The organism is Roseivivax sp. THAF197b (genome assembly GCF_009363255.1).
In the GTDB taxonomy this organism is placed as follows: domain Bacteria; phylum Pseudomonadota; class Alphaproteobacteria; order Rhodobacterales; family Rhodobacteraceae; genus Roseivivax.
Genome location: NZ_CP045318.1, coordinates 1,705,771 through 1,719,104, shown reverse-complemented (window position 1 = coordinate 1,719,104; position 13,334 = coordinate 1,705,771). Strand labels below are relative to the sequence as shown.

Here is a 13,334-nt window from a genome sequence, read left to right as displayed (position 1 = left end):
TACAGTCATTCAACTCATGGCAGGAGGCTGCAAGGTGCGCTTTTCCAATCGCATTTTCTCAGTTCTAACCGTGGTGATTTTGGCGGGGTGCGGTGCAGGAAACGACATGCGCCCTGATGCTTCAGCCGAAGTCATCAGTAGTGCATCCTACCGTCACGACGGACCGGCCGCGCTGACGCTGTACACCATGATCAACAACAGATCCGGGGCGGGTGCGCATAGCAGCGTCATGATCAATGGGTCGCAGCGCGTTATCTTCGATCCGGCAGGAACTGTCCGGCTGAGCGCGGTACCGGAACGGGGAGATGTGCTTTATGGCATTACTCCACAAGTGGCCGATTTTTACGCACGGGCTCATGCACGGGAGACCTACCACGTCGTCATACAAGAGATCGATGTGTCCCCCGAAGTCGCGGAGCAGGCCTTGCGGCTTGCAATTTCCAGCGGCCCAGCCGCTTCCGGTTTTTGTAGTGCCAGTACCTCCGCGGTACTCAGACAATTACCAGGATTTGAATCCATCGGACGCACATTTTTCCCGAAGCGCCTGATGGCGGATTTTGGCAAGTTGCCGGGCGTGCGAACCACAAAGCTGTTCGAGAACGATGAGGACGACAAATCCTTAGCGATCGCACAGTTCGAAAGTTCACTTGCGACACAGCCGTGAGTGTTCGTCCAACAATTCATTGGAAGGTGTCCCTGCACGACGCAGTCCTCGGCGTGTGAGCCAAAGATGCAATAGGTTAGCTTCGAGCGGTAACGCTGTCTTCGGCCGAGTAAAGGAACGCCGTCGATCCGACAGCGACATTCGGATAGAGATCATTGATGTGGGCCATCACCATGCGCACGCATCCCGAACTGGCCCGGCCGCCAATGCTGCGAGGGCTCGGCGTTCCGTGAATTCGAAGGTACGTATCCCGCTCTCCGACGAATAGATACAAAGCCCTGCTGCCCAAGGCATTGTTGGGGCCGGGCTCCATACCGTCGGCAAACCGCTCGTAAGCCTCCGGATCGCGTTCGATCATTGACTGCGTTGGCGTCCAGTGCGGCCATTCGACCTTTCGGCGGATCGTGTAGGTGCCGGGCTCGTAGAGATCGCCCTTGGCAATCGCGACCCCGTAGCGCATCGCAGTGCCACCTTCCTCGATATGGTACAGATAGCGCGCGATCGCATCGACGTGAATGTCACCCGGGCGCAAACCTTCATTCGCCAACACGCGTTGCGGCAGCAGCCTGGGATGCAGCCCCCATGGGTTGGTTGTTGCTGGGTCATAGTTGGCGGGCGTGACCTGCGCATCCCACGCCGCTTTTTCGGCTTTCGTCGGCCAGGTCTTTGCGAACACAGGGAAACTCAGAGACGCTGAAAACAGCGAACCGGAGAGTGCAAGGAAGTGTCGTCTTGTAACCATGAAGCGGAGCCTTCTGTTTTTATTGAGTGTGAGGCGATTCAAAAAACGTCCGCGACCCCACGCCATCGAACCTTAAGACTTTTTGCGATTGCGACCAACCAAAGGCAAGCAAGGACACCGCTTAGGATTGCGTTCCAACTGGCCATGGACAACGTCAGTAATTCCCAGACAACCTCATCGCACAGAACAAGAGTCGAAGCACTTGAGCTGGCAGAGGGCAGTAATTCCGATACCGACATTTGGGAGATATCGAGGCCGGATCCTGTGCAAGAAGTCGGTCCCTCCCACCAGCCGCGCTCGACACCGGTATGAAACACTCCCAACGCGGATGTGCTGAGTGCCGACAGGGCACCGATTATCAGGATTGGCAGGATCGGCAGAGCAAAGAGCAACATAGCGCCCATTCCAATGGCGATTGCGTGTGGGTAGCGTTGCCAGATGCACATTGCGCACGGCGCGTAGCCAAGAGCCTGGAAAACGAGGGCCCCAAGCAGCAAGGCAGCTGATCCTGCCGCCGCAAGCATACCCAGAGATTTTGGTGTCAGGGTCAATGAACGCTCCCATTGGCAATCGATGGACCTGTTTCTCGCTTCTCTGGCTACGTAAACGGCAGAAGGCCTGTTATCATTCAAAGATTTGTAACAGTATGTATCCGGCTCGACCCTCAGCCGACTCTGATCCACGTTGCCATACCGTCGGCTTGGTGGCTCAACATGTGGCAATGCAGCATCCACGATCCCGGATTGTCCAGGACGACGAGAATTTCCCGCGTCCCGCCGATCTCCAAATAGGTCGAGTCCCGGTATGGACCGGCTTCACCCGCCGCATCGAGTTCCCAGAAATGGTGGCCATGCAGATGCATGACGTGTGGGAACCCGGTTTCGTTGCGGATCGAAATGCGCGCGGTCGTCCCCTGCGCGGCGGATAGGAAAGGCCTTCGAGGCAGGCCGGATACGTCATTGAGCGCCCATGTCCCTGTGCCGTTGTGGGACGCGCTTCCCGCACCTCCCTGGAGCACCAGCTCCGCGGTTTGGCCGGGGTCTTTCGGGGCGGGCATTCGGTTGGCGGGCAATGCGGTGATGGGCGCTTTCGCGGGCTCACGGGAACCGGAAACAGCGATTTCGCCAAGGCTCAACGTCTGCTCTCCAAAGCTGTCGTCGAATCTAATAGGCCCGGTCGCATCACCAATCACATCGCATCTTTGCCCCGGAGCGAGAAGGATCGGTTCGAGCGTCCGAGGATGCGCCAGAGGCATGCCATCCAGTGCAACGATCTTGCCTATCAAACCATCCAGGCCGACACGGTACACCCTGTCGATAGAGGGATTTATGAGACGCAGTCGCAGACGGTCGCCTTGTCTCACATTCTTGCTGGTTCCATTGGAAACAAGCGCCGTGACCGTATTGCCGATACGGCCCTCGGTCGCGAAATGAGCCGGGTTGAACCCTTCGTCGTACTGTCCGGACTGATCCAACAAGACATCGAAGAACTGAACAACGATGTCATGGTCGACAGCCGGCGCATTTTGCTCCTCGACGATGAAGGCGCCGAAAAGACCGCGGCTGACCTGATCGTAAGACAGGTAATGCGAGTGATACCAATACGTGCCGGCATCCGGGACGCCGAATTGATAACGATACGAGTCGCCCGGAATGACCACATCCTGAGTGAGGACGTTGACACCATCCATCCGATTTGGAACCCGCAACCCATGCCAGTGAACGAGAGCGCCCTCCTCCAATCGGTTATCGAGGGTAATGCGGGCGGTTTGTCCTTGTCGCATTCTGACTTCTGGGCCCGGCAGACCACCGTTGAAGCCCAACATCGACACGTCGTACCCAGCAAGGTGCGCCTTGATCGATTGGGGCGCGAGGATCAACTCGTGTGTCGCTGCTGGCAAGCGGGTACCAGCCAGCGCAACGGTCATCCCGCCAAGGAAAGACCTCCGGCTCAAAGGCAATTCCGTCACCTCATGAATGATAGACTGGCTTTCGCCAGCTGCCGCACTTGTGCCATTTCCGGAAGAGGAACTTCAAGGCGACAGAACACTCCTCACGCCGTTGTCACTTTGGGATACAGGAAGACGCGGGCGCCGATTTCAACGCGTTCGTACAGATCCTTCACATGTTCATTCGTCAACCGCGCGCATCCATTCGACACGGCAGACCCAATTGTCTCCGGGGCGTTCGTTCCATGAATGCGAAGATAGGTATCGCGTCCCTCGGCATCGTAGAGATAGAGCGCGCGGGCCCCGAGCGGGTTGTTTGGCCCGCCTTTCAGTCCATCCTTGTACTTTGCGTATTTGCGTGGCTCGCGCCGGATCATGGCGTTCGTTGGCCGCCACCATGGCCATTTGGCCTTGCGCGCTACCGTGAACTCTCCGGGTTCGTACAAACCTTTGCGCCCTACCCCGACCCCGTAGCGGATCGCCATCCCGTCCTCGAGCATGAAATAAAGGAAAAAATCGTCGGGAACGACGTGGACATCGCCTTTAACCCAGTCACCACGACGGGTGTTTACCAATTGTGGTTCGAACCGTTCGGGCAATTTGACTTTGTGGGCCCAGGCAGTTGTGGGCAGAAAGCAACCCATCGCTCCGGCACAAATCAATTCTCGTCTCGTGAAATTCTGCATGGCGCGATCTCCTCGGACCCATGAAAATTCAGTGCGCGTCAGGGGCAAAGAAAAGAAGCCGTGAACCGGGGCAAATGACGCGCCTTTGTTGCCTTGAAACTACGAAAATTCGTGCTTTTGGAACTCTCCAGCGCTGGAATGTTGTTGTTTTACAGAGAACTGCAAGGAGGTGACTGGAAATGCACTACTCACGATTCTTTATGATGATCGGAACATCGACCGTGGTCATGTTCGTTCTGATGTACCTGAACACCTATCTTTGGGGCCATATCTTCTTTTCGGAGACACGCCTTTACATGGCCATCCTGATGGGGGCGACCATGGCCGTGATCATGTTGGCGTACATGTTGTCCATGTATCAGAACACCAAAGCCAACATCGCGATTTTCGTTGGCGCAATAGTCCTTTTCGCGGCGAGCCTCTGGCTGGTTCGCGGGCAATTCACGGTGCAGGACAGGTCCTACATGCGCGCCATGATCCCGCACCACTCGATCGCCATCATGACGTCGACTCGTGCCGAGATCACCGACCCGCGCGTCCGGGGGCTCGCAGACGACATTATCTATGCGCAGGACAAGGAAATCGCCGAAATGCGCTACCTTATTGCTGACATTGGAGCAAACGGCGAAGCATCGGCCACGCGAAGCGAAACGCCGGCGCAGGTTGTGGATGCGCAACAGGCGCTTCAAACGGAGGTCGTGTCGAAGGTCGATCCTGAGTTTCTGACGGAAGACGAAATCGCTGCGGTGTTCCCGAATGGCGGAAATTGCCGCTTTGCTTACACCTCGGACAGTCCGGCTGTACTGGTGACTGGTGAAACCGGCGAAGGGTCTGCAGCCGCAATGAAGATCAGCGGTGATCTGGTGCGCCTGAATGCGCAGGGCGAAAATGCATTTTCTGAAGGCCCGCTGTCGGCCGAGATCGCAGAGACGAACGGTGACCTGACCGATCTGATCGTCAGCGCGGGAACCGACTACGAAGCCGGGTTCCGTGGTCAACTTACGTGCAGCGGATAAGGAGGAAAGGACATGCCCCGCGACACAGACAGTAAATCCGCGCAGCTTTATCGCATGGTCATGCCGGGCCATGTCTGCCCCTACGGTCTGAAATCGAAAGACCTGCTGGAGCGGCAAGGCTTCGAGGTGGAAGACCATCCGCTTGACACCCGTGAAGACACCGATGCTTTCATGGAGAAGCACGGGGTCGAGACGACGCCGCAGACTTTCATCGGGGACGAACGGATCGGCGGTTACGATGATCTCAGGGTGTTTTTCGACATTGACCCACCCGAGGAAGAGCAAAGCGACACGACCTACCAGCCGGTCATCGCGATCTTTTCCGTTGCCGCGCTGTTGGCATTGGGCCTGTCTTGGCACCAGTACGGGTCGGTCCTTACCTTGCGGGGGTTCGAATGGTTCATTTCGCTGTCCATGACCATTCTCGCGATCCAGAAATTGCAGGATGTCGAAGGGTTTTCGACGATGTTCCTCAACTACGATCTGCTGGCGCGCAAATGGGTGCGATACGGCAAGGTCTACCCGTTCGGCGAAGCGTTGGCAGGTGTCCTGATGACTGCCGGCGCGCTGCTGTGGCTCTCGGCGCCTGTCGCCCTGTTTATCGGCACGGTAGGCGCTGTCAGCGTGTTCAAGGCTGTTTATGTCGACAAGAGAGAGCTGAAATGCGCCTGCGTCGGCGGTGACAGTTCCGTCCCGCTGGGGTTCATTTCGCTGACGGAAAACCTGATGATGATCTTCATGGGTATCTGGATGCCGGTCCGCGCGATCTGGTTCTGAGGTACAGCCCCTTCTTGCCTGTCACTTGGCCAACCGCTCCGGCGACAGATCCTCGATGATGGGGCAGTCGGGCCGGTGATCCCCGGCACATTTTTCCACCAGTTCGGCGAGCGTCGCGCGCATGGATTGCAGTTTCGCGATCTTTTTCTCGATCTGGCGCAGATGGTCTTCCGCAACCGCCTTCACTTGCATGCTTTCGCGGTTTTCATCCTCGTAGAGCGACAGGAGCGTCCTGCAATCTTCGATGGTGAACCCCAAGGCCCGTGCGCGACCCAGAAACGCCAGCTTGTGAACGTGGTTCTCGGTGAACGCGCGATAGCCGTTCTCGCTACGGTTCGGGCGGATCAGACCGATGTCCTCGTAGTAGCGGATCGTCTTGGCGGGCACACCCGATTGTCGGGCAACGTCTCCGATGTTCATGTCGGACCTCCGTTATTCTGCTGGAGCAGGAGTGGCGGCTGCCATCTCTGCCGGGATTGCGCGCTGCTCGTCCATCGCAGGCGCGATGCGCCGCAGCCGCAGGGCATTGGTCAGGACAAACACCGAGGACAACGCCATCGCACCCGCCGCAAGGATTGGTGACAGGAGCAACCCAAAGGCCGGATAGAGCACCCCGGCAGCGACCGGAATAAGTGCCACGTTGTAGGCAAAGGCCCAGAACAGGTTCTGCCGGATGTTGCGCATGGTCCGCCGCGATACTTCGAAGGCGTTCACCACGCCGCGCAAATCGCCCGACATCAGGACGACATCCGCAGATTCGATGGCCACATCGGTGCCGGTTCCAATGGCGATGCCCACATCGGCATGCGCCAGCGCCGGGGCGTCGTTGATCCCGTCGCCGACAAAGGCGATGCGCTTGTTCCCTTGGCGCAAACTGTCGAGCGCCGCAACCTTGCCGTCCGGCAGGACGCCGGCGATGACGTGGTCGATACCGGTTTCGCGGGCGATGGCTTCGGCGGTTTCGCGTTTGTCGCCGGTGATCATCGCAACCGCAAGACCCTTTTCGTGCAGCGCTGCGATGGCTGCGCGGCTTGCCGGTTTGACCGGATCGGCCACGCCGATCACGGCGGCGACACGCCCATCTATGGCAGCGTAAAGCGCCGTGCGACCCTTGCTTGCGATCTTCGTTTCCTCTGGAGCCAATGCCGAGACGTCAATGCCTTCGCGCGCCATGTAGCGGTCGGCCCCAACCAACACCTCCACGTCTTCGACCACGGCGCGCACGCCGTAACCTGTGACCGATTGAAAGCCTTCGGCCGCCACAAGAGGTGCGCCCTCGGCCCGCGCGGCCCGCACGATGGCGTCCGCGACAGGATGCTCGGAGAGCGACTCCACGGCAGCGATCTTCGAGAGCGTTGTTGGGCGATCGAACCCTTCCGCCAGCACAAGGTCAGTCAGTGCGGGTCGCCCCTCGGTCACCGTGCCTGTTTTGTCGAGGGCGACCACATCAACGGAATCAAGTTGCTGCAAGGCGTCACCTTTACGGAACAGGACACCCATTTCCGCAGCACGTCCCGTCCCGACCATGATCGAGGTCGGCGTCGCAAGCCCCATCGCGCAGGGGCACGCGATGATGAGCACCGACACACCGGCGACCAGCGCCATCGTCAGGGCCGGATCAGGCCCGAAAAACAGCCAGACCAGCACGGTCGCCGCCGCGATCGCCATCACGGCAGGCACGAACCACAAGGTGATCCGGTCGACCAATCCCTGGATCGGCAGTTTGGCGCCCTGGGCCTCTTCGACCATGCGAATAATCTGCGCCAGGGTCGTGTCGGCGCCGACCCGCGTGGCGAGGAATTGCAGGCTTCCGGCGCCGTTGACCGTCCCGCCGGTCACCGTATCTCCGGCACCTTTTTCAGCGGGGATCGGCTCGCCTGTCAGCATGCTTTCGTCGACGCGGCTGGTCCCCTCGATGACCTCGCCATCGACCGCGATGCGTTCACCAGGGCGCACGATGACGATGTCACCCTGAACCAGCGCATCGATCTCGATCTCGACGCTTTCTCCGTCCCGCATCACGCGTGCAGTCCGCGCCTGAAGCCCTAATAGCTTCTGGATGGCCGCGCCCGTTCTCCCCTTGGCGCGCGCTTCAAGAAACCGCCCCAGAAGGATCAGAACGACGATGACCGCTGCCGCCTCGAAATAGACGGTGCGCAGCGTGTCAGGCAGGACCGACGGTACGAATGTCGCAACCACGGAATAAAGGTAAGCCGCCCCGGTGCCGACCGCGACGAGGCTGTTCATATCGGGGGCACCCCGGAACAAGGCCGGGAAACCCTTGGTGTAAAACGTCCGGCCCGGGCCGAAGAGAACGATTGTCGTCAGCACGAACTGAAGAAGCCAACTCGTCTGCTGGCCAATCGTGGTCTCGATCAGCATATGAACGGCCGGAATGACGTGGCCACCCATTTCGATCAGGAAGACCGGCAAGGCGAGGATGGCCGCAAAGGTGACCCGTTTGGCAAGCGCCTGAGCCTCTTCCTCCTTGCGCGCAACTCTGTCGTCACCGGCCTGGGCCGTTGCCACGGTTGCTGGATACCCTGCCGCGCCGCTTGATTCGATCAGATCGGATGTCGTGACAAGACCTTCGACGTAAACGACCGTCGCCGTCTCTGAGGCGAGGTTGACGTTCACCTCGACCACCCCGGGCACCGCGGCAAGCGCCTTATCGACCCGCCCGACGCAAGAGGCACAGGACATCGCTGCAATCGTGAGTTCGGCCCTGGCCTTCCGCGCGGGGTAGCCCAGCTCGCGAAGGGATTCGATGATGTCGGGAATGCGCTTGAGCGCGTCCACGCTCATGCGAGCAGTTTCCGAGGCAAGGTTCACCGACACATCCTCTACGCCGTCGATTGCATTCAATGCGCGATCGACCCTGCCAACGCAGGACGCGCATGACATGCCTTCGATCGGCAGGCTGATCTGTTTGGGTTCGGGCATATGTGTCACCTGTTTTCCATTCGAAGTGGAATATGAGGCTTCCAGTTACTGGAGGGTCAATGGGAGGGCGCCAAATAAATTTCTTCACTTGACCTTCCAGCGGGGGGAAGCCCCATGTCACCGATAGAAATCAGATCAAGGAGTGGTTCCGATGAAGCTCAGCGTTCCGGACATGAGCTGTGGGCATTGCACCGCAGCAATCGAAAGCGCGGTGAAGAGCGCAGATCCGAATGCAGGCGTAGAATGTGACCTTTCTGCCCGACAGGTGCATGTCGACAGCGTGTTACCAGCCGATCAGGTCCAAGCGATCATTCGGGATGCGGGCTACAACGTGGAACCTGCGGCCGCTTGATGCAGTGCCCGGACCACCCAAGGGTGGTCCGGGCACAGAATTTCAGTCTTCGACTTTGCGGGCTTCCTCGACCAAGTCGGCAAGCTGCGCCTTTTCGACGAAGCCCGGGACCAGCGCATCCCCGATCACGAAAGACGGCGTGCCGTTAAAGCCCAGAGCTTGGGTCAGTTGCATGGAGGTCGCAATGTGCTCTTCGACCTCGGGGGCCTCCATGTCCTTGCGCAACTGCGCGATATCCAGGCCGATCTCCTCGGCCACGCGCAGCACGGAGGCCTCTTCCGCGCGGCCTTCCAGCCCCATCATTGCCCAGTGAAACTCTTCGTATTTGTCCTGCTTGCGCGCTGCCAAGGCCGCTTTCGCGGCAAACACCGATCCGTCTCCGAGAATGGGCCATTCACGATAGACGAGGCGAATGTTGGGATCGTCTTCGATCAAAGCCCGCACCTCGGGTTTGACCCGCCGACAATAGGGACAGTTGTAGTCGAAAAATTCCACAACAGTGACGTCCCCTTCCAGGTTGCCGAGAACCGGCGCATTCGGATCGTTCTCGATCAGATCGCGCTGGTCATTCAGAACTTGGGCCTGACTGAGCTCCTGCGCTTGCGCCTGCCTTTGTTCAAGGATGGCGACGGCCTCCATGACAATCTCCGGGTTCTCGCGGATTGCCTCGAGCACAAGTTCCTTGACCCGGGACTCTGACAGTTCGTCCGCGAGTGCCGGTATCGGAAGCAAGGCAGCTATCGCGACCGTCGTGAAGGCTTGTCTGAAACGCATTTTAGTTCTCTCCCCGTTGTTCGTCGGCTTCTGTCCGCGCGGCCTGGACTTCGCGGATGCGGTCTGGCCAGGTGGACCGGATGAAGGCCAGGATGTTGTGAATTTGCTGGTCGGTCAGCACGTCTGCGAAACCGGGCATGCCACTGTCGAATTCGACGCCCTGACGCGCCAGAAGCGCCGCACCCCCCAGTTTTGTGTAATCGAAGAGCAGGCTCTCAGGATGATGCCAGGTGTGACCCGTCTCATCATGTGGTGGTGCTGGCAGGCGCCCATCCGCGCCGGGCGTTCGCCATTCCGGCTGGCCTTCCAGACCCGCGCCATGACAAGACGCACAGTTTTCTGCGTAGAGCAACGCGCCTTCTTCGATGTCGTAGCTCTCCGCCCTGGACGCGCTGCCGACATCCGAGGATGCACTGGTCGAGAGCCAATACGTGAAGGCGGCTGCTGCGACAGTGATCGGAAGGGACCAAACGAGATATCTCATGTGACCCGTATCCAGGTTGTCATGCCAGATGCGGCGTGGCTGAGCATGTGGCAATGGAACAGCCACTTGCCGGGATTGTCTGCCGTAAAGGCGATCTCCCGGGACTCGTTGCCGGCCAACAGGATCGTGTCCCGCATCGGCCCGAACGCGCCGTCGGGGCGCAGCTCGCGGAAATGCATCCCGTGCAGGTGCATCGCATGTGGGAAAACGGTCTGGTTCTCGATCTTCAGGCGCACCGGCTCGTTCAGGGATAGATCGGCCAGTGGCGTGTAGGTCATTTCGGCGACATCATTCAGGGCCCAGAATTTGCCCGCTTGGGCAAGCTGACGGAATCCAAGACGTTCCCCGCCAAGCAATGCGGACTGCATTCGCCCCATTGCCCCGCCGGACATGACCAGTCGCAAATCACGCGCATCGGCAAGGTCCGGGGCGTGTGCCGCGGGGTTCGGCGGCAACGGCAGTGGCTTGCCTCTTGGTACTGAACTGGCTGTGCCGTTGACCAGAAAACTCACCAACGGGGTCAGTTGATCATCATCGCCGATGCGAAGCAATTGGGCGGTGCCGCCTTCGCCTTCGGTCACATCCACAATTAAGTCGACGCGCTGTGCCGGGCCGAGGATCAACTCGCCGTCAACCGACTGGGGTTGGCCGGTTGGCATTCCATCCACGGCCACCGTCCAGCCACTGAATCCAGAGAGCCTCAGCGGGAAAATTCGAGCGCTTGCTGCGTTGATGATCCGCAAGCGAATGCGTTCGTTGCGCTTCGCGGGCAAGGTCAGGTCATAGCGCCCATTGGTCGTGATAAAGTTGCCGATGCGTCCACCGTGGCTCATCATCATAGGCTGTTCGAAATTGTCGAACAGCTGCCCGCTCTCAGGGTCGAGCAACCAGTCCTCCAGAACGATGACTTCCTCGCGGTCTATGTCAGGTCCATCGACCTCTTCGACGATCAAGGCACCGCGCAAACCACGCGCGACTTGCTCGTATGAGCGATTATGCGCGTGATACCAATAGGTGCCCGCGTCCGGTACGACGAAGTCGTAGTCAAAGGTTTCACCTGGTGCCACGGCTTTCTGGGTCAGTCCTGAAACGCCATCCATCGCGTTATCGATCCGGATTCCGTGCCAGTGAACCGAACTGGGATCGGGTACCTCGTTGCGAAACCTGCGACGCACCCGATCGCCTTGTGTGACCCTGATTTCCGGGGCCGGAACGAGGCCGTCATAGCCCCAGATCTCTGTTTCCGGGTAGGTGTCCGGAAGAAGCTGTCGACGTGCAACCTTGGCAATCAGGTCCTCGAACGGGGTCGCGGCAAAAGCCGACTGCGGGATGGCCGCCGCGCAGGCCGCCAGTGTTGCATGGCGCAAGAAATCCCGACGTGTTTGTCTCATTTCGATCCTCGAGAAAGCGGGGGCGTGTTGCCCCCGCGTGGTGTTAGTTCGACGCGGGGTTCTCCGCCTCGACCGTGTCCTTGTTCAGCAGGAAAAGCGCCATCGCTTCCCGATCGGCAGGTGTCAGAAACCGAGTTCCCTCGCGAACCACTTCCGCCATGCTGCCGCCGAACGCATCGCCCGAAGGGGTGATGCCGGTCTGGAGCGCATAAACGAGGTTTGAAACCGTCCAGTCATTTTTGACCAGGTCTTTTGGCCGTATCGCGGGGGCCTTGCTACCACCGGGAAGCTGGGCGTTGCCTGCAAAGGAAGCACCGATATCGCGGCCTCCCGCAAGATTGCGCGGCGTATGGCAGGCTCCGCAATGTGCCGCACCGCGCACCAATTCCCGTCCTCGATTCCATGCGTCGCTTCGCCCTTCAATCGGTTCGGTATCCGGATCGTAGAAGAACGCCGCTCGCCAGAGCTTCAGCCCCCATCGTTGGTCGAATGGGAAGCTGACATCATTTTCTGGTGCAGGCTCGTCCACGGGCGGCACGGTTTGAAACGCCGCCCAGAGGTCAGCGATATCCTGATCAGAAAAATCCGCATAGAAGGTGTACGGGAAAGACGGATAGTACGGCGTTCCATCGGGGCCGATGCCTTGCCGCATGGCTTTTGCGAACTGTTCTGCCGTCCATTCGCCCATGCCATGTTCCGGGTCTGTCGTCAGGTTGGGCGGGTAGAACGTTCCGAACGGGGTTTCGAGCGGCGCCCCTCCGGCAAGTGGTGCGCCGCCCGCTTCAAAATTGGTATGACAGGCAATGCACCCACTGGCGCGCGCCAGATATGCGCCCCGGTCGACATTGCCCTCTATTGCAATCGGAGTCACTGCACTGCCGACAGGCCATGCAATCACGACGCCGAGGCTGGCCGCGCCCAGCACGGCGGCCCCGCTGACGAGTGTCAAGAACCGGCGCATGGTCAGTCTTCTTCCGCCCGGAAGCGTTCATGACATGCGGAACAGACCTGGGTCGTCATCGCGAATGCTGCGTCGGCGGGCATTTCGGCAATGGCGGCCGCATCCATCATGTCGCCTCGGCCCATCATCGTGCTCCCGCCCATCATGGACCCACCGCCCATCATCGAGGTGCCAACCATGGAGGTATTGCCGCCCATGCCGCCCAATCCATTGTCGGCTGCGCGTTCCAGGCCTTCGGAATTTTCTTCCAGCTGACTCGCCAATGCTGCGAAGCGGTCCCAGTCGGTCCACACCTCGTCTTTGGCTTCCGAAGGCATGCCCCCTGTGCCCTCAGGGAACAGGTTCGTCATGCTCTCACCGGCGTGCTGCTGGAACAGGCGCGCGGCATCGCGCACTGTTTCTGCGTCATAGGCCGTTTCGCCCCTCATCATCGGGGCCACGGTCTTGACCGCCTTCCCCATTGCAAGCATGGCGTCCATGCGCTCTTTCACGATGCCGGTGGCACCGCTATGCGCGAATGCCGTGACCGCAGTACCTGCAATCAACACTGCCGCTACGATAGTCGTCTTTTTCATGTCTTCGATCCTTCTTTGGGT

Annotated in this window: 15 protein-coding genes; 4 read left to right on the top strand and 11 right to left on the bottom strand. The window is 59.5% G+C overall.

The features are described from left to right. Positions 1-52: 52 nt before the first annotated feature. On the top strand, positions 53-664 hold the full coding sequence (locus FIV09_RS08560) for a hypothetical protein (RefSeq protein WP_152452467.1): 612 nt from the start codon (positions 53-55) through the stop codon (positions 662-664). A 76-nt stretch (positions 665-740) separates the two neighbouring features. Here the strand turns inward: FIV09_RS08560 and FIV09_RS08555 are convergent, their stop codons facing one another. The 4 genes from FIV09_RS08555 to FIV09_RS20725 all read right to left on the bottom strand — a co-directional run bounded on the left by FIV09_RS08555 (position 741) and on the right by FIV09_RS20725 (position 4,040). Further along, positions 741-1,406, bottom strand: a complete 666-nt coding sequence (locus tag FIV09_RS08555; RefSeq protein ID WP_092813083.1) for a L,D-transpeptidase — start codon at positions 1,404-1,406, stop codon at positions 741-743. Between the two features lie 38 nt (positions 1,407-1,444). Continuing rightward, the gene (locus tag FIV09_RS08550) at positions 1,445-1,930 is read right to left on the bottom strand and encodes a disulfide bond formation protein B (protein WP_092813080.1); all 486 of its coding nucleotides are present in this window, start codon (positions 1,928-1,930) and stop codon (positions 1,445-1,447) included. A 140-nt stretch (positions 1,931-2,070) separates the two neighbouring features. After that, complete coding sequence (locus tag FIV09_RS08545) at positions 2,071-3,333, bottom strand: multicopper oxidase family protein (RefSeq protein WP_152449577.1); 1,263 nt, start codon at positions 3,331-3,333, stop codon at positions 2,071-2,073. 125 nt (positions 3,334-3,458) lie between these two features. Further along, positions 3,459-4,040: a L,D-transpeptidase gene (locus FIV09_RS20725; protein ID WP_012187183.1), complete on the bottom strand. Its 582-nt coding sequence runs from the start codon at positions 4,038-4,040 to the stop codon at positions 3,459-3,461. 179 nt (positions 4,041-4,219) lie between these two features. Here FIV09_RS20725 and FIV09_RS08535 point away from each other — a divergent pair, with 179 nt between their 5' ends. Together FIV09_RS08535 and FIV09_RS08530 are read left to right on the top strand one after the other, a co-directional pair. Continuing rightward, positions 4,220-5,056, top strand: a complete 837-nt coding sequence (locus FIV09_RS08535) for a DUF305 domain-containing protein (RefSeq protein ID WP_012187184.1) — start codon at positions 4,220-4,222, stop codon at positions 5,054-5,056. Between the two features lie 12 nt (positions 5,057-5,068). Next, on the top strand, positions 5,069-5,833 hold the full coding sequence (locus FIV09_RS08530) for a MauE/DoxX family redox-associated membrane protein (RefSeq protein WP_172974972.1): 765 nt from the start codon (positions 5,069-5,071) through the stop codon (positions 5,831-5,833). A 21-nt stretch (positions 5,834-5,854) separates the two neighbouring features. On the opposite strand, the gene cueR is transcribed toward FIV09_RS08530, so the two are convergent. Together cueR and FIV09_RS08520 are read right to left on the bottom strand one after the other, a co-directional pair. Next, complete coding sequence (gene cueR / locus FIV09_RS08525; protein WP_152449576.1) at positions 5,855-6,253, bottom strand: Cu(I)-responsive transcriptional regulator; 399 nt, start codon at positions 6,251-6,253, stop codon at positions 5,855-5,857. A gap of 12 nt (positions 6,254-6,265) precedes the next feature. Then, entirely contained in the window at positions 6,266-8,776 is a 2,511-nt protein-coding gene (locus FIV09_RS08520; protein ID WP_152449575.1) for a heavy metal translocating P-type ATPase, read from the bottom strand. A 151-nt stretch (positions 8,777-8,927) separates the two neighbouring features. On the opposite strand from FIV09_RS08520, the gene FIV09_RS08515 reads away from it, so the two are divergent. Continuing rightward, positions 8,928-9,128, top strand: a complete 201-nt coding sequence (locus tag FIV09_RS08515; RefSeq protein ID WP_152449574.1) for a heavy-metal-associated domain-containing protein — start codon at positions 8,928-8,930, stop codon at positions 9,126-9,128. 42 nt (positions 9,129-9,170) lie between these two features. Here the strand turns inward: FIV09_RS08515 and FIV09_RS08510 are convergent, their stop codons facing one another. From FIV09_RS08510 to FIV09_RS08490, 5 genes are read right to left on the bottom strand one after another with little or no spacing between them, the layout of a single operon-like run. Next, entirely contained in the window at positions 9,171-9,902 is a 732-nt protein-coding gene (locus FIV09_RS08510; protein WP_009807488.1) for a DsbA family protein, read from the bottom strand. A gap of 1 nt (position 9,903) precedes the next feature. Then, complete coding sequence (locus tag FIV09_RS08505; RefSeq protein ID WP_152449573.1) at positions 9,904-10,386, bottom strand: cytochrome c; 483 nt, start codon at positions 10,384-10,386, stop codon at positions 9,904-9,906. Beyond that, entirely contained in the window at positions 10,383-11,777 is a 1,395-nt protein-coding gene (locus FIV09_RS08500; protein ID WP_152449572.1) for a multicopper oxidase family protein, read from the bottom strand. The genes FIV09_RS08505 and FIV09_RS08500 overlap by 4 nt, the downstream gene beginning before the upstream one ends. A 43-nt stretch (positions 11,778-11,820) precedes the next feature. Continuing rightward, positions 11,821-12,738, bottom strand: coding sequence for a cytochrome c (locus FIV09_RS08495; protein ID WP_152449571.1), 918 nt, complete (start codon positions 12,736-12,738; stop codon positions 11,821-11,823). A gap of 2 nt (positions 12,739-12,740) precedes the next feature. Further along, positions 12,741-13,313 carry a cytochrome c gene (locus tag FIV09_RS08490; protein ID WP_152449569.1) on the bottom strand — a complete coding sequence of 191 codons (573 nt, stop codon included), beginning with the start codon at positions 13,311-13,313 and terminating at the stop codon, positions 12,741-12,743. Positions 13,314-13,334: the final 21 nt, after the last annotated feature.

Bases quoted from the DNA above. Each gene is read 5' to 3' on its own strand.
- FIV09_RS08555 (WP_092813083.1), bottom strand. From the start codon at position 1,406: ATGGTTACAAGACGACACTTCCTTGCACTCTCCGGTTCGCTGTTTTCA.
- FIV09_RS08550 (WP_092813080.1), bottom strand. From the start codon at position 1,930: ATGCTTGCGGCGGCAGGATCAGCTGCCTTGCTGCTTGGGGCCCTCGTT.
- FIV09_RS08545 (WP_152449577.1), bottom strand. From the start codon at position 3,333: ATGACCGTTGCGCTGGCTGGTACCCGCTTGCCAGCAGCGACACACGAG.
- FIV09_RS20725 (WP_012187183.1), bottom strand. From the start codon at position 4,040: ATGCAGAATTTCACGAGACGAGAATTGATTTGTGCCGGAGCGATGGGT.
- FIV09_RS08535 (WP_012187184.1), top strand. From the start codon at position 4,220: ATGCACTACTCACGATTCTTTATGATGATCGGAACATCGACCGTGGTC.
- FIV09_RS08530 (WP_172974972.1), top strand. From the start codon at position 5,069: ATGCCCCGCGACACAGACAGTAAATCCGCGCAGCTTTATCGCATGGTC.
- cueR (WP_152449576.1), bottom strand. From the start codon at position 6,253: ATGAACATCGGAGACGTTGCCCGACAATCGGGTGTGCCCGCCAAGACG.
- FIV09_RS08520 (WP_152449575.1), bottom strand. From the start codon at position 8,776: ATGCCCGAACCCAAACAGATCAGCCTGCCGATCGAAGGCATGTCATGC.
- FIV09_RS08515 (WP_152449574.1), top strand. From the start codon at position 8,928: ATGAAGCTCAGCGTTCCGGACATGAGCTGTGGGCATTGCACCGCAGCA.
- FIV09_RS08510 (WP_009807488.1), bottom strand. From the start codon at position 9,902: ATGCGTTTCAGACAAGCCTTCACGACGGTCGCGATAGCTGCCTTGCTT.
- FIV09_RS08505 (WP_152449573.1), bottom strand. From the start codon at position 10,386: ATGAGATATCTCGTTTGGTCCCTTCCGATCACTGTCGCAGCAGCCGCC.
- FIV09_RS08500 (WP_152449572.1), bottom strand. From the start codon at position 11,777: ATGAGACAAACACGTCGGGATTTCTTGCGCCATGCAACACTGGCGGCC.
- FIV09_RS08495 (WP_152449571.1), bottom strand. From the start codon at position 12,738: ATGCGCCGGTTCTTGACACTCGTCAGCGGGGCCGCCGTGCTGGGCGCG.
- FIV09_RS08490 (WP_152449569.1), bottom strand. From the start codon at position 13,313: ATGAAAAAGACGACTATCGTAGCGGCAGTGTTGATTGCAGGTACTGCG.